Raw genomic sequence first — 15,924 nt, forward strand, 5'->3', positions numbered from 1 at the left:
CCACCGCGTGACGAGTTGGCGGGACCGGCTCAGGCCGTGGGCCTTCTGCTGACCGGCGACGGCCGGGACCCCCCTGCTGTGCTCTCTGACGCCCTACTCTCCGGGAGAACCAGCCCCGACTGCCAGGCAGCGAAGGACAGTTGGTCCACCGCGAGATCGACGATGCGAGTCATGGCGCGTGCGCCGTGGCCGACGCCGGGCTCGACGCGCAGAAGGGTCAGGCCCCTTCCGTCCTCGGCCGGGGACGTACCGGCGGCATGCTGAAGCGCCGCGCACATCTTGCGAGCATGGAGGGGGTCCACCACGGTGTCCCCCTCGGAAACCGTCAGGAAGACCGCCGGGTAGTCGGTTCCCTCGTCGACGTGGTGATAGGGGGAGTAGCCGAGGAGCCAGGCCAGTTCCTCGGGCACCGTCGCGGAGCCGTATTCCGTGGTCCAGGACGCGCCGAGACCGGAGTGTTCGTAGCGCGTCATGTCCAGGACCGGTGCCGCGCACACCACCGCTCGGCAGAGATCCGGGAACTGGGTCAGTGCCGCTCCGACCAGCAGACCACCATTCGACTCGCCGCTGATGACCAGCTCGGAGGGGGTGGTCCAGCCCTGTTGGCAGAGGGCCTCGGCGGCTGCGCGGAAGTCGTCGACCGCCTTCTGCTTGTTGGCCCGGGTACCCGATCGGTGCCAGTCGGCCCCTTCCTCGCCCCCGCCTCGTACGTGGGCGACCGCGTAGACACCGCCGGCCTCGACCCAGGCGATGACCTCCGGGTTGTACACGGGGGTGTAGGACAAGCCGAACCCGCCGTAGCCGTAAAGGATGGTCGGGCGCGGTTGTCGGGTCCTGCCGTGTGTGTCCTCGCCGTGCGGTGCGAGGACCGTGATGCGTACGGGTGTGCCGTCCGCTGACGTGCACGTGATCTGTCGCATCGTGCCGCCGGTCCGGTGGGCAGGTTCGGGCCGGTGTCCCGGCGGGGTCGCCCATACAGTCGTCGTACGGTCCGTGGCGTCCCACCGGAAGACGGTCACCGGAGTGAACGGGTCGGTGTACGTGAACCAGGCCTCGTGGCCTGCTCCCCGGATCTCACCCACCGTTCCCAGCCCCGGCGTCGGAATGGTCTCCAGCAGTGTCCCGGTCTCCAGGTCGTGCACGGTGATCTCGCTGACGGCGTGGCGGCTCCGGACGACCAGGAGCAGCGTTCGGTCCAGGGCCGGGCCGTCCAGGAGAGCGAAGTGGTCGAGCCGGGCCTGCGGGTCCTCGGGAAGGAGTTCCTTCCACGTTTCGGGCGACAGCGCGCCCGAGGCGTCGAGTTCTTCGAGGTCGACGGCCATCAGCCGGCCGCGGGGCGCGTCATGGTCGGTGTGCAGGTAGAGGGTCTCCTGCGGGCCGACGACCGCGTTCGTATGGGCGTCGATGCCTGTCCGTACCGGTACGAACACGGGCGCCTCGTGTCCGTGCTTCGTGATGTCCGCGATCCATATGTCGTTGCGGCGTACCGCACCGACGGCGCGCGCCACGGTGAGCCAGCAGCCGTCGGCGCTGACACCGACCGTGTACGAGGCCGTCTTGGGACCGTCATGCCCGAAGACGAGCCGGTCCTCCGTGTCGGCGTCCGTTCCCACGCGATGCAGATTTACCCGCCGGTGGTAGCGCTCCTCAGCGGGCGGTACGGCGTCGGCGGGCAGGCGTCGTACGTAGTAGAAGCACTCTCCGCCGGGCAGCCAGGCGATCGGGGAGTGCCGGCACCGGGAGATCGGGCCGTCGAGCAGAGCGCCCGAGCCGATGTCCAGGACGTACAGCAGGCTTCCGTCGTCTCCCCCGGACGACACCTGGTAAACGAGCCGGCGGCCTTCCCGGTCGGGGTACCAAGTGTCCAGCGTGGTGCGTCCGGTCGCGTCGAGAGCCATCGGGTCGAGAAGGACCCGTTCGGTACCGTCCGGGTCCACGACGTGCAGGACGGCGTGCTCCTGTCCCGGGCGGCGCCGCATGAAGAACCGTCGTGCCCCCCGCCACACCGGAGGACCGGTCACGCCGAGGGACAGCAGTTCTTCCATCCGGCCGCGCAACCACTCCCGCCCCCGCACGTTGTCGAGGGCGGAGTGACGCAGCGCGTCCTGCGCGACGAGCCACTCCAGGGTCTCCGCGCTGTCGCCCCGCTCCAGCCATCGGTACGGGTCGGCGATCCGGTGATCGAAGAGTTGGTCCACCACATCCTGGCGGCGCGCCGCCGGGTGTCGCAGGCGGGTCATCGGACACCTTCCTGTTGGTCTCCCTGTCCGTCCGTGAGGTCCGCGGCTTCCACGGCGTCCGCGAGCAGGGCGGCGTACCGGCGGACCTCCGCTTCGTCCCAGGCGACGTAAACGGAGAAGTCATGGAGGTGCAGGAGCGAACGCAGCACGATGGAGCGCTGGACCAAGGGGTCGCGGGGTCGCCCGTAACCGCTGAGGAAGGACTGCTCCAGCCACTCCCATGCGGTCTCGGGGCGACGCAGCCTGGCCGAGAAGAAGCGGAGTTCCCGAAGCTCGGCGAGGACCCAGCCGACGTCCCACTGCCAGGGTGCGACACCGACGTCCTCACCCGTGATCAACCCATTTGCGGTGTCGCGGACTTCGGCGGGCACGAGCAGTCCGAGACCGGGAGCACCGTGGACCAGCGTGCGCGGCGCGGCCTCAGGCAGCTCGCTCAACCACTTCTCGACCCTGGCCCAATGTGAGGCTCCGATCAACTCCCGCAGAGAACGGTGCAGTTGGGCGGCGGGGCCGGATGCGGGCGAGTCGGCCCAGGAACGCAGTCTGCGCCATGTGCCCGGCAGTGCGTGCGCGTCGGCCTCGTCCACCGCCGGCAGCGGCGCCGCGTGGAGTGCGCGGAGCAGGCGACCGAAGCCGTACAGCACCTCCCGCGGGTACGACGCGTCGTACGGCGCGCTCGGAGGATCGCCGGGCAGCAGCAGCTCGGCCAGGGATCTGCGTCCGGGCAGCGGATAACGCAGCCCCCCGGCACTGCCGTGCGCCCGTGGAAGGACACATCGGACGCCGGGGCGGCCGTCGGTGGCCCCGTCGAGTTCCAGCGGTGTCAACGCGGCCAGGAGGGAGGGAGGCGGTTGTGGCAGCGGTCCGGAGCGAGCCGCCCCCGGGGTACGGATCCAGGTGAAGCGGTCGCCTCGCTCATCGGCCAGCACTCTGGTGCGTACGAGTGCGCTCCCGTACTCGGCCACCACGGTTCCCCCGGTCATCCCTCATCGCCTTCGCCCCGCGCGGCCGCAAGCTCCCTGTGGCGCTGCTCGATGAGATCGAGGAGGGTCGGCAGCGGGGCGGCGGTGGACCGCTCGACACGTCCCGTGGTCACACTGCGTCCCAACTCAGGCTCTGCCACGACCACTTGCGGGCGTGCGCGCAGGGCAGCCAGGTGGGAGCGGAAGGCGTGACTCTGGTATCCGCCCGGCGGGAGGGCCGGGGCCAGTCCGATCGGCGCGGTGGTGCACTGGAGCGCCAGCATCACGGGGGTGTCGGCGAGCCCGAGGGCCAGTCGGCTGACGAAGTGGAAGGTGGCGGGAAAGACGGCCACCGCCTCGGGCCAGTCCGCGAGTTCCACATGCGGGGCAGTCACCTGCGGTTCAGTGGGCCATACGTCGTGAACCAGGGGTTTGCCCCCGATCGCGGTGAGCGCGGCAGGCGCGACGAACGTGGTGGCCTGACGGGTGAGCACCACCTTCGTATCGATGTGGGGGTAGCTCTCGCGCAGCCAGCCGAGCCAGCCCGGGAGAGAAGAGACCCCGAGCGCACCGGTCCCCACCAGGAGCAGGCGGCGGAAGCTGAGGTCGGAGGGTGCCGAACGGTCGCCGTTGGTCATCGCACGCTCCTCCGCGCCGCGGTGATGGTGCGGAGCGCGTCCAGCGACGCACGTGTCCCGTCGACGGTTTGGATGCCGATGGTGCTGAGCACCACCTCGTCCGCCCCGGCCTCCCGGTACGCCTCGACCGCGCGGAGGATGTCGTCGGCGCCGCCCACCGCCGCCGTACCGCTGTCGAGCAGCCGGGCCACGGTCTTCGGCAGATCCCGCGGGTCGACCTCGATTCCGGCGCGGCGGAGCATGTCGGCGTAGTGCGGGGCCTGAAGGTGTGCCTTCGAGGCTTCGAGCACGATCCGCTCGTGGTCGCGTCCCGGGGCATCGAGCGAGACGTGGACGACGGCGGCCACCCGCGGGCGGGGACGATCCGCGCGCTCCGCTCCCCTGGCCAGCGCCGGTACGATCACCTCCGCGAGGTAACTCGGTGGCGCGAGCCAGGTGATGGCGACGTCCGCGAGCTCTCCGGCCAGCTCGGCCATCTTGCGCCTGAGCACCCCCAGACCCAGTTCGACGCGCGGGGTGTCCATGGCCACGAGGGCTCCTCCCATCGCGTGGTACTCGCCGACGAGTTCGACGACCTCCCCTGCCAGGAGATCCCGGACGATCGTGGCGTACTCGCGCACCGCGGTGAGCGGGCTCGCGTAGCCCTGCCCGCGCAGTGAGCGGACGAACGGTTCCGGCCCGGTGCCGAGCCCCGCGACGAACGGCTGTCCGGTCAAGGCCGCGAGGGAGCGCGCCTGGAGAGCGGTCTGGAAAGGATGGCGCAGGGGCATGAGGGTCACGCTCGTGCCCATGGGGATCCGGGCGCCGGCACCGGCTGCGTGGGCGAGCGCGGAATGCGGCTCGATCAGGAGCGACTGACCGGTCCACAGCCGCTCCGCGTCTCCTTTCCGAACGATGTCCGCGAACGGCAACAGTTGCTCGCCGGATACCGGCATGAAAGGAAGGAGAATCGACGTGCTCATTTCTCGGTGCCGCCCCCTGGCTCCTGGTTTCCGGGCTGGACAACCGCGCGGCCGGCGGCAGAGCCGCCGACCGCACGGAGACATTACTTGAGCTGGGTTGTCAGCAGCCCCACTTGATGCTGGCGACGACGCTCAGCGAAACGATGGTCTGCGGCGAGGGGGCCTCGTCCGGGGTGACCTCGTCCGCCATCTCGATGACATCCGCGTAGGTGTCGAAGCCGGTGGCCAGCTCGATGTCGTTCATATCCTTCTCCTTTATTCGTTGAAAGTAGGCAACCAAGCCACAAGGGAAAGAATCCGAATTCATCGACCTCTTCCCTGCGACATCCAGAAAACTAGTTCGACTCGGAAGGGCCGGGCAAGGTCTCCTTGTTGAAAGGTTGTTGGGCGTGCCACCGGACATCAACCTCCCGGCGGGCACGCACGTAAGTCCTCGTGCTCGTCGCAACATCCCAGCTCACAGGGCACGGTGGAGTGCGAGGAAACCCCCACGTAAAACGCTCGGCCGGGAGACCCCGGCCGAGCGTCTGTCTGAACCGTTCGCGACCTGATCAACCGGCCACGGTGTTGCGAGGAACCTTGAATTCCACCCGTCAGGAATCGGTGGCGGAACAGGGCGGAGAGGAGAGATTGCGCGCCGGATCCAGCGGGTCGACGCCGGCCTCCAACAGAGCCTCGCGTACACACCCCGACCGGTTCGGGTGTGGCCCGTCGGCTTCGGCGGGGTGTTGGGTGACGTGGCGGATCAGACCTGCCGCAAGCGCCCGCGACCTGTGCTCACCGAAGCTGGTGTTGCGCATGCCCGGCCTCGAATCGTCCGGCTCCCAGGCCACGGCGACGCCAGGAGCGAGAGGCCGCGTGAAGGGAGAGGCTTCGGAGCCCAGGACGGCCCCCTTCAACTCTTCGACCAGGCACGGCAGTACGTGTTGGTCCCCACTCCCCAGGTAGACCACGACGCCGTCGCGTCGCGGCAGGGCGTGGGCGGAAGAGGCGGCCTTGGCACGAAAGGGAACACCAAGTCCCTCCAGGCAGCGCAGCGTTCTGCCCCAGGCTTCGAGAGCGGCGTCGGCTGTTCTGACATGCAGGTACACCCGCAGAATCGGGTCCTGGCCGGTCAATGGCTGTGAGCCGTCAACCAGGAAGAATCCCGGAGAGAGCGACGGGCGAGCCGCGGCGACGAGTACGTCCGTCTCTTCGTGCGCCCCTTTCGGGCGGACAGGCGCGTTCCGGGCGGTCGGTCCCTCAGCGTGGGCTGCTCCGGCGACGCGTTCGTGCGTAACGGTGATCCGCTCACGGGGAACACGGACACGTATGCCCGAGAGGCCGACGACAAGTCCCCCATCTCCTCGGTCGCTCAGGACGGACCCTCGATGGCGGGTGTGCTCATGAGGGACGCCCCGGGCGAGCCCTGCCTCCAAGTCGCGTGCGCCCGACAGGTTCCGTGCGGTTGCCGGCTCCGTCGCCGGCCGGCCGACGTGGGCCACTGTGTAGAGGGCGGTGGCGAGTTGACCGGTGAGGGCTCGGGGGGAGTCGGCGGTCACCGTCCTTCCCTGTACGGTCGCGCTCAGGCGGTCGGGCCGAACACGCACTTCGGACAGCACCGCTTCGAGCCGCGCGGACAGGACGTCCGTGGCTGTCTCCGTCATGCGTGGGCCTCCAGCAGTCCGAGGGTGGGAATGAAGGCCTCCGGAGTAAGCAGAGCCTTCCTCCCGATACCGGCCATCGCACGGGGGAGGGCCGCGAGACGAGGCGCTGTGCGCGCCCCGGCCAGCAATCTGTCGAGGAGATGCCAGCCGGCGAAGGCGGCGACCCGCTCGGCCAGGTGGCTGTCACCGCTCGGCCTGGTATCGCGGTAGCCGCTCCAGAAAGCGGTGATCCGTGGACGTACGCTGCCGATGCCGTCCGTCAACTGGGCCAGCATCCGGGCGTGGGACGGGGATTCCGACGCTGCCCCGTCACTCGTGGCCGCGTCCAGCAGAGCGCGATGCAGCAGATCGCCGACCACGCCCCCGAGATCGCGAGCCGCGTCGCCGGCCTGGAACTCCTCGAAGTCGGTGAGGTACACCGTGCCGTCAACCGCGCCGTCGACGACCAGGAACTGGTCGAGTCGCAGATCGCAGTGCGCGGCCACACGATCCGCGAGCCGCTCCTGGTGAAGGAGCTGACGCAGGGCTTCCCCGAGAGCGACATCGTTCTGCAGAATGCTCCACGCCTGCAATTCCGCCGCGGACGAGGCCTCGAAAAGAGCGATGGGGAGGGCTTCGAGCAGTTCCTCGGAAGGAAGCAGAGGGCTGGCTCCCTTGTCATTCACGATCTCTTCGACCGGGAGGTTGTGCAGCAGCCCGACCGTGTGCCCGAGGGAATACGCGAGGTCGGAGGTGAGCCGTTCCTCGCGTGCCACCTCTGCCGCGGTCCTCGATTCGTCCACACAGGCGAAGACCAGCACGCTCGCTTCGGCATCTGTGGCGAGAAGCCGAGGAGAGAGCAACTCGGAGGCCGAGCCACTTCTCAGTATCCGGTCGAAAGTGACGCACTGCCGAATCCGCGCCGCCGATGCTTCGGTCGGCCCCTCGAGTTTCTTGACGAAGACGCGCTCCCCGGTGTCGGTGGTGCCGATCCAATTGTGATTGCGGCCGGGCAGTTTCCTGACGTCAGCCTGCCCGGCCAGAGATCCGAACCCCGAGCGGGTCAGAAGGGCCTGCACTTCGGAGTACTCGTCAAGGGTGTCCGTGGTCGCGTCGGTCACGGCTTGGCCCTCCTGGCGACCGAACGGCCGATCAGGCGTGCCGCCTCTCCTGGTTGGTCAGCGGCGGCATAGATCCGCCTCGCCAGCACCGGTTCGCCCTTCCGCAACCGCACCAGCACCGGCTCTTCGAGGTCGATGACGAAGTTGGTCCCGGCGCTGACGGTGCAGGCCACCGCGCCCTCCTCGTCCGGGACCCTGCGCAGTCCGTGCCCCTGGGTGGAACCGTGCGCGACGCGTACGGATGCGAGCGCGTCCACCGGGATCGTCAACTCACCGAACGCTCCGGTACACAGGCGCAGATTCCTGCTGTCCAGCAGGTGAGGTGCGCGGGCGGTCATCGCGCAGAAGCCCAGCGAGACAACGAGGGAGAACACCATCCACAGGAGATGGATCGCTCGACCGGCCGGCGGGATCATCGCGTCGATGACGAACCCGGTGACCAGGTCGGTACCGACGAACGCCCAGACGATCATCCGTACGTCCGAGGAGTGGGGGATCCGCTGTCCCTCGGGCAGCGTCACCGGCCTGCGAGCCACCCAGTTGCCCAAGTCCCGCAGCATGGCGCCCGTCCACCGCGTCCAGGACCGGCGGGCCGCCGATCCCGTTTCAACGGATTCAGGAGCGGTGTGGTCATGCATTTCTCAGGCTCCTTCCGAGCCAGAAACCAGACACTATGCAGGTTCCTGCCACCAAGGTGAGCGCCGCCGCATTCGGCTTGCCACCGACCAGACCGGCTGTGGCTCCGGCGAGTCCCGCGAGGGCGGGCAGGATCACCTTCAGTTCCTGCTCGCGTAAGCGGTGGGAAGTGGCTCTCGGCAGGTCGACGGGGTCGGGCATGTCCGAGTGCGCGGGGACTGGTTCGGGAAGAACTCCCAAGACACGTAGGCCAGGAGTGCCGGAGGCGCGTAGGTCGGCATCGGTCTGCGTCCAGTACCTCCTCCAGAACGCGACGTCGCCGTCGCATGACCTGACGTAGGCCAGAGTCACCTCCAGGCTGGGGAGGCTGAGCCCCCGAGCTGCCTCCGACAGAGTCGTCCCCGAAAAGTTCGCACGGCTCGCCAGTTCGCGATAAGAAGGGTTACCCACAGATCTTCGGAGTGCTCTGAGCGCGTATGCGAATCTCTGTAGTGGCCCCTCGGAAGGATCTACGCGGGTCTCCGGGCGTCCCATCTTGGTCACTTCTCCTTTTCCTTGAATTTGCCATTTGGGATTCACGCACATACCCCAGTCGAACTGCCCTCCTATTAGTCGCGAACTCAGCAGGTGAAACTCGCGCGTGGGGCTGTTCCTGGGCCGTGAAGGCCGGGATCGCTCTCAGATCCAGCCGCGCTCGCGCGACATACGTGCGGCGTGACGGATCTGGTCCCCACTCACACGCCACGCCGAGCATCCAGCCGGTGAACCGGTGGGCACAGCAGAAGGCCACACCCCCGACAAGACCCAGCAGGCCCGCTTCGGCGATCACTCCACCTGGCGCGCCCAGGGCGCCGGCCGTCGGCACGTCGCCTGCCGCGACCCCGGTCAACAGCGCGAGGGCCGCGCCCAGCGGCCAAGTCAACAATCGACCCATGGCCATCAGCGGCGCGGAAACCAGCCGACTGATCAGCAAGATCGACTCCAGCAACACGGGCACGTACACGGAAAGGTGTGCGTGCGGGCCGATCCGCTCTTGACCTCTGCTATGCCTTCGCTGAATCGAAGGCACGCGGCTCCCCTCCCCCACGAGCGAAGTCACCGCCCCCCTATTAAAGCATTATCAACAGAACCGTACCGGTGATGTTTTAGGGTGCCAGGAACAGAGCTGCGGAGGCAATAACTCCAATTGTGGGCGGTGCCCTACCGACGCGAACAGCGAAGGATTTGACCACAGATGGGGCCGACGACGGCCGCTGCGGCGGTGGTCCGGGCTTCTCCAGCACCGGCGCACGGGACGCTCACGCGCTCGTGGTCGCGTCCCGGCTGGAAGCTGTCGAGCCGCGCGATGACGAGCGCGTCGGCGTGACAGGTTCCCGGCCCGCTCCCGTACCCGGCCCGTACCCGGCCCGTCCCCGTACTTGTACTCGGTCCGGACGGCGAACCGCGCCTCATGCGCGTGAAGGGTCAGCGACGCCCCGAAGCTTCGCGTTCAACGCGCGTCCACCACGACGTTGAAAACTTTCGCGGCCAATGACCGATATGCGGCTTCGATTTGATCAGATCGCGACCTGGGCAGCCTTGACGTGCACACGGGCAGTTGCAATCGTCAACAGCGGCGCTGCCGACTCGTGCGGTCGCCTAGAACTGGCTGACTCACACGCGAGGTTGTGGCTTCATGCCCGGCGCACTACTCACTCCTGCTTCGCCTGCCCGTGCGGCGGCTCCGTCAGCACACCACAGGCTCGCATACGGGAGCAGTGGCGCGCCATTCATTTTCTGGCCAACCGAGGATCCGCACGTCCTGTCCGAGCGCTCGCGAACCGGCGCCCGGTCAACGCGGCCAAGAGTCCAGTCACCCAACGGATTTATGGGCTGATAGGCCCCATAGCACGAAAGGCCGGCTAACAGTGCTGCGTTACATCGCCCGCAAAGCAGTCGGCTGGTTTTTGATGATCACCATCGCGACGAATCTCACGTACTTCCTCGCTAACGCGTTCCTCAAGCCTGCGTCGAACTACACCGCGTTGCGACCGCCTCGAACTCCAGCCCAGATCAACCATTCGCTGGCGCTTTACAACCTCAATCCAGACAAACCGATCGTGGATCGGTGGTGGCACTGGATATCTCAGATCGTGACTCACTTCGACTGGGGCCAGTCGCCGACCGGGGGCAGCGTCAACGACGAGGTCGCCTACCGGATTTTCGTCAGCGGCCAGTTGGTCCTGGGGTCGACGATCCTCTCCATCATCATCGGAGTCGGGCTGGGTGTTTACACCGCGTCGCGCCAGTACAAGGCCGCCGACCGGGTGTGGCAGGGACTCTCCGTGCTCTCCTTCAACACGCCCTCCGCGGTGGCCTCCCTCGGGGTGGTGCTCGTGGCCATCGCGCTGAACCAGGCCCTGGGCAGCACGCTGCTCCCTGTCGCCGGTGCGCAGAGCCCCGACGTCGCCGGGTTCTGGTCGGTCCTCGGGTCCAGAGCGACGCACGCGATCCTGCCCACGATCTCGCTCACGTTCATCTCCTACGCCGGATACCACCTGTTGCAGCGATCGCTGCTGCTGGATCACATCAACTCCGACTACGTCCGTACGGCGCGGTCCAAGGGGCTGACGCGGAAGCAGGCCATCTACCGGCACGGGCTGCGGACCTCGATCATTCCCGTCGCCACTCAGGTCGCGTTCGCGATGCCGGCGCTGTTCACCGGCGCGGTGATCACGGAGACGGTCTTCGCCTGGCACGGAATGGGTGAGTACTTCACCAAGACCATCAGCACGAACGACGTGCACGGCGTCGTCGCTGTCGCAGCCTTCGGTGCCCTCATGACGGCCATCGGTGCGATTCTCGCCGACCTCGTCATCGTGGCCCTCGACCCCAGGATCAGGGTGAGCTGACGTGGCCATCAACATGCCCGGTGTCGGACCCGACACCGGAGAGCTGCGCCCCGACGAGGCCGGCGCGCGGGAAGCCGGGAAGACCGGCCCCGCCGGCAAGCGCCTCTCCCCGTCCAGGCTCTACATGCGGCGCTTCGCGCGCAACAAGGCGGCGCTCGGCGGTCTGGTCCTCTTCGCCCTCCTCGTATTCTTCTCGCTGTTCGGCCGATACCTCACCCACTGGGACTACGAGGAGGCGGACTTCACCGCGCTCACTGTCTCCCCCGGGGTCGGCGGCCACCTGCTGGGCACCAACGGCGCGGGCAACGACGTCTACGCGCAACTCGTGCACGGACTCGGCAGATCGCTGATCATCGCCGTGACGGTGTCGCTGCTGACCACCGCCATAGCCGGGCTGTTCGGCACCACCGCCGCCTACTTCGGCGGCAAGGTCGAGCGGGCGATGCTCGGTCTTGTGCACTTCCTGCTCATCCTGCCCTCGTTCCTCATCATCGCCCTGGTCGGTACGCACTTCCGCGGCGAGTGGCAGGTTCTGGTCGTTGTCCTCACGCTGTTCGGCTGGATGCTCACCGCCCGGGTGATCTGGTCTCTCGCCACCTCCCTGCGGGAGCGGGAGTACGTGATGGCTGCCCGCTTCATGGGGGTCAGCCCGATGCGCACCATCGTCCGCCACCTGGTACCGAACATCGGGTCCCTGCTCATCGTGACGTTCACCCTCGGTGTCGCCTCGACCGTGCAGGCCGAGACGGCGCTCTCCTTCATCGGTTTCGGCGTCAAGCAGCCCGACGTATCGCTGGGCTCCATGCTCGCCGACGGGCAGAACACCCTGTCCACCGCTCCCTGGCTGTTCTACCTGCCCGCGGCCATGGTCGTGCTGCTCACCGTGGCGATGGCGCTCATCGGCGACGGTCTGCGGGACGCCCTCGACCCCACCTCGCAATCTGGAGGCCGCGCATGATCGAGCAGCGCGCTGTCACGACCGAGCCCGACACCCGGCAGCCCCTGCTGTCCGTGCGTGATCTGAAGGTGGCCTTCCCGTCGGAAGCAGGCCGGGTGGACGCCGTCCGCGGCGTCTCCTTCGACCTGCACCGCGGCAAGACCCTGGGCATCGTGGGCGAATCGGGGTCGGGCAAGTCCGTCACGTCCATGGCCGTCATGGGGCTGCTGCCCGACTACGCCGCGGTCACCGGCGAAGTCGTGCTCGGCGGGGAGAACCTCCTCGACCTCGACGACCGAAAGATGTCGAGGGTGCGCGGTCGGCGCATCGGCATGATCTTCCAGGACCCGCTCTCGTCGCTCACTCCGATCTTCAGCATCGGAGCCCAGATCGTCGAGGCCCTCCAGATCCACCAGGACATCTCGTCCTCGGCCGCCTGGAAACGGGCCGTCGAACTGCTGGACCTGGTCGGCATCCCCAACCCCGACCGCCGCGCCAAGGGATTCCCGCACGAGTTCTCAGGCGGCATGCGGCAGCGGGCCGTCATCGCCATGGCGATCGCGAACGACCCCGACCTGATCATCGCCGACGAGCCGACGACCGCTCTCGACGTCACCGTGCAGGCGCAGATCCTCGATGTTCTCAAGACCGCCCAGCGCGAGACCGGGGCAGCGGTCATCATGATCACCCACGACCTCGGGGTGGTGGCAGGATCGGCCGACGACGTCATGGTGATGTACGCCGGTCGCCCGGTCGAACGTGCCGGGGTGGACGAACTCTTCTCGCGACCGCGCATGCCGTACACCATCGGCCTGATGAGTGCGATTCCCCGCCTGGACGACCGCGCCAGGGGCGCCCTGATCCCGGTGCCGGGGACTCCGCCGCTCCTGGTGGACCTTCCCGACGCCTGTCCCTTCGCGGCCCGTTGCCCCGTGGTGCAGGACGCCTGCCGGGAGACCGAACCGCCCCTGCTGACGATCGCCGGGAGCGACCCCGGCGACGAGCACTCGGCCGCCTGTCGACGTGCCGCGGAGATCAACGACGGCGGCATCGGCGGCGAGCCGATCTACCCCGTACCGGTCTCCAGGGAGAGCCAAGCCACGGCCGTCCCCCGCGAGGACCGGCCGAAGGTCCTCGAACTCTCCGGTCTCACCAAGACCTTCCCGCTCACCAGGGGCGGCCTGCTCAAACGCAAGGTGGGCACCGTCTTCGCCGTCAACGGCATCGACCTGGACATCCGCGAGGGGGAGACGCTCGGACTCGTCGGCGAGTCGGGGTGCGGCAAGACCACCACACTGCTGGAGGTCATGAGGCTGAAGGTGCCCGAGCAGGGCAGCATCGCCGTCTGCGGCAAGGACACCGCGGACCTGAAGCGGAAGCAGGACATCAGCTCCGTCCGCCGCGACATCCAGATGATGTTCCAGGACCCCATGGGGGCACTGGACCCCCGCATGACGGTCTTCGACATCCTCGCCGAGCCCCTCCGCGCGGTAGGTGAACGCGACAAAAAGGCGCTCGACACCCAGGTGGCGGAACTGATGGAGCTGGTGGGACTCGACCCCGAGCACCGCGACCGCTTCCCCGCGGCCTTCTCCGGCGGGCAGCGGCAACGTATCGGCATCGCCCGGGCGCTCGCCACCAAGCCGAAGCTGCTGGTTCTCGACGAGCCGGTCTCGGCTCTCGACGTCTCGGTGCAGGCAGGCGTCATCAACCTGCTCAACGACCTCAAGGCCGAGCTGGGCCTGTCCTACCTCTTCGTCGCCCACGACCTGTCGGTGGTGCGCCACATCTCCGACCGGGTGGCGGTGATGTACCTGGGGCGGATCGTCGAGATCGGCACCATCGACTCCGTATTCGACGACCCCAGGCACCCGTACACCAAGGCGCTCCTCTCCGCGATCCCGCTGCCCGATCCGGTCGCGGAACGCAGCCGCGAACGAGTCCTGCTCAAGGGCGACCTTCCCAGTCCGACGGACGATCAGCCGGGCTGCCGATTCGTCACCAGGTGTCCGCTCCACCTGACGCTGTCGGAGCCGCAGAAGGAGCAGTGCCGCGGCGTCACTCCGCAGCTCACCGGGAGGGGAGACCCGGACCACCGCGACGCATGCCATTTCGCGGACACGATCACGTCCGTCACGTCCGTCACGTCTGTCGACAACTGAACTGAAAGGCTGTCATGAGAAGAATCGCTCTGAGCGGGCTGGCGTTCGCCGCCGCCGCTTCCCTCGCCCTCTGCGGATGCAGCGGTGGGAACACCGACAACTCCGGACAGAAGACCTCCAAGGGCGCCACCTCGGAGAGCGAGGTGCTGACCTCGTACAACCCCCAGCCTGCGAGCAACCTGCAGCAGGGGGGCAAGATGACGCTTCCCATCGTGGAGATCCCCGATCAGCTCAACCCCCTGAACGGCAACGGGTCGGTCTACACGTCGAAGATCGCCTGGTTCTACCAGCCGCAACTGTCCTTCAACGACCCCAAGGGCAACATCACCTACAACAAGGACTACCTCACCGACGTCAAGCAGACGACGGTCGGCGGCAAGACCCAGGTCACCTACGACATCAACCCGAAGGCCAAGTGGAACGACGGCCAGGACATGGACTGGACGATGTTCCGGGACACCTGGAACGCGCTCAACGGGAAGGACAAGGACTACGTCGTCGGCTCCACCGACGGCTACTCCAGCATCGCCTCGGTCAAGCAGGGTAAGGACGCCAAGCAGGCGATAGTCACCTTCGACGGCCCGTTCGTGTACTGGAAGTCCATCTTCTCCCAGGTCGTCAACCCGCACATCGCCAAGTCCGGTGCCTTCAACAGCGCCTACGTGAGCAAGCCCCACCCGGAGTGGGGTGCCGGCCCGTACACCATCTCGAAGTTCGACGCCAAGGGCGGCACCGTCTCCTACAAGCCCAACCCCAAGTGGTGGGGCGACAAGGCGCATCTGGACGAGTTCACCTTCGTACAGATGGAGGAGAGCGCCTCCGCCAACGCCTTCAAGAACGGCCAGATCGACGCGACAGAGGTGAAGGACGCCGAGCAGCTCAACCAGGTGAAGTCGGTGACGGGGGCCGATCTTCGCCGCGGCACGACCACCTCCAACAACCTCCTGGTCTTCAACAGCACCTCGCCGCAGTTGAAGGATCCAGCGGTGCGCAAGGCACTGATGGAGGGAATCGACCGTTCTCAACTCGCGAAGATCACGTTCCAGGGGCTCGGCTACACCGAGCCGCTGCCTGGGTCCTTCAACCTCTACCCCTTCCAGAAGGGATACCAGGACAACTTCGGCAAGCTCGTGAAGTTCAGCGGTGCGCAGGCGAAGAAGGACCTGGACGCCGCGGGCTGGAAGGCCGGCTCGGACGGTGTGCGCGCCAAGGGCGGCCAGAAGCTGGAACTGACCTTCCCCACCATCGGTGACAGGTCCACCACCAAGGCCCGTGCCACCGCCCTCGCCCAGATGATGAAGGACATCGGCGTCAAGCTGGACGTCAAGGCGCACCCCTCCGCCGACTTCAACAAGGTGTTCACCCAGCGGTCCTTCGACATCTTCGGGATGGGCTTCACGTCGAGCGACCCGAACGGAATGCTCTACATCTGCCAGATGTACTGCTCCGACTCCACTCTCAACGTCTCCCGCTCGGTGCCGAAGAGCATGGACGCGCAGACCAAGGCCGTCACCAACCTGCCGACCCTGGATCAGCAGCTCGCCGCGGGCAACGCGGTCGAGCTGAAGGCCATGGAGACCTACGGCATCATGCCGACCCACAACGGTCCCACCATCTGGGCCGTCAAGAAGGGTCTCGCCAACTACGGGGCGGCCCAGTTCTACGGCAACTACGGCGTCATCGGCCGGCCCGAGTTGATCGGCTGGCAGAAGAAGTAAGCCGGCCTGAAGAAGTAAGCCGGCCTGCCCGG

At 67.4% G+C, this 15,924-nt stretch carries 11 protein-coding genes; 4 read left to right on the forward strand and 7 right to left on the reverse strand.

The window, feature by feature from the left end; translation table 11 throughout:
- Positions 1 to 29: 29 nt before the first annotated feature.
- From QR77_RS17750 to QR77_RS17780, 7 genes are all read right to left on the reverse strand, one after another.
- Positions 30 to 2,240 (reverse strand): prolyl oligopeptidase family serine peptidase, encoded by a 2,211-nt coding sequence (locus QR77_RS17750; protein WP_052488860.1) that lies wholly within the window; start codon positions 2,238 to 2,240, stop codon positions 30 to 32.
- Complete coding sequence (locus QR77_RS17755; RefSeq protein WP_040022861.1) at positions 2,237 to 3,223, reverse strand: phosphotransferase; 987 nt, start codon at positions 3,221 to 3,223, stop codon at positions 2,237 to 2,239. Before QR77_RS17755 ends, QR77_RS17750 begins: the two co-directional genes overlap by 4 nt.
- On the reverse strand, positions 3,220 to 3,840 hold the full coding sequence (locus QR77_RS17760; RefSeq protein WP_040022862.1) for a flavoprotein: 621 nt from the start codon (positions 3,838 to 3,840) through the stop codon (positions 3,220 to 3,222). The genes QR77_RS17755 and QR77_RS17760 overlap by 4 nt, the downstream gene beginning before the upstream one ends.
- Positions 3,837 to 4,775 (reverse strand): LLM class flavin-dependent oxidoreductase, encoded by a 939-nt coding sequence (locus QR77_RS17765; protein ID WP_236710703.1) that lies wholly within the window; start codon positions 4,773 to 4,775, stop codon positions 3,837 to 3,839. Before QR77_RS17765 ends, QR77_RS17760 begins: the two co-directional genes overlap by 4 nt.
- Positions 4,776 to 4,902: 127 nt before the next feature.
- A complete protein-coding gene (locus tag QR77_RS46750; protein WP_160310931.1) occupies positions 4,903 to 5,046 on the reverse strand; it encodes a hypothetical protein in 144 nt (47 codons plus the stop codon).
- 1,398 nt (positions 5,047 to 6,444) lie between these two features.
- Complete coding sequence (gene lxmK, locus QR77_RS17775) at positions 6,445 to 7,548, reverse strand: class V lanthionine synthetase subunit LxmK (protein WP_052488861.1); 1,104 nt, start codon at positions 7,546 to 7,548, stop codon at positions 6,445 to 6,447.
- Entirely contained in the window at positions 7,545 to 8,186 is a 642-nt protein-coding gene (locus QR77_RS17780) for a hypothetical protein (protein WP_150130407.1), read from the reverse strand. Before QR77_RS17780 ends, lxmK begins: the two co-directional genes overlap by 4 nt.
- A 2,130-nt stretch (positions 8,187 to 10,316) precedes the next feature.
- Here QR77_RS17780 and QR77_RS17785 point away from each other — a divergent pair.
- From QR77_RS17785 to QR77_RS17800, 4 genes are read left to right on the forward strand one after another with little or no spacing between them, the layout of a single operon-like run.
- Complete coding sequence (locus QR77_RS17785; protein WP_236710705.1) at positions 10,317 to 11,075, forward strand: ABC transporter permease; 759 nt, start codon at positions 10,317 to 10,319, stop codon at positions 11,073 to 11,075.
- Position 11,076: 1 nt separating this feature from the next.
- Positions 11,077 to 12,033, forward strand: a complete 957-nt coding sequence (locus QR77_RS17790) for an ABC transporter permease (protein ID WP_040022871.1) — start codon at positions 11,077 to 11,079, stop codon at positions 12,031 to 12,033.
- Positions 12,030 to 14,174, forward strand: a complete 2,145-nt coding sequence (locus tag QR77_RS17795) for an ABC transporter ATP-binding protein (protein ID WP_040022872.1) — start codon at positions 12,030 to 12,032, stop codon at positions 14,172 to 14,174. The genes QR77_RS17790 and QR77_RS17795 overlap by 4 nt, the downstream gene beginning before the upstream one ends.
- A 14-nt stretch (positions 14,175 to 14,188) precedes the next feature.
- Positions 14,189 to 15,892, forward strand: coding sequence for an ABC transporter family substrate-binding protein (locus QR77_RS17800; protein WP_236710707.1), 1,704 nt, complete (start codon positions 14,189 to 14,191; stop codon positions 15,890 to 15,892).
- Positions 15,893 to 15,924 lie beyond the last annotated feature (32 nt).

Source organism: Streptomyces sp. 150FB (assembly GCF_000818195.1).
GTDB lineage: Bacteria > Actinomycetota > Actinomycetes > Streptomycetales > Streptomycetaceae > Streptomyces.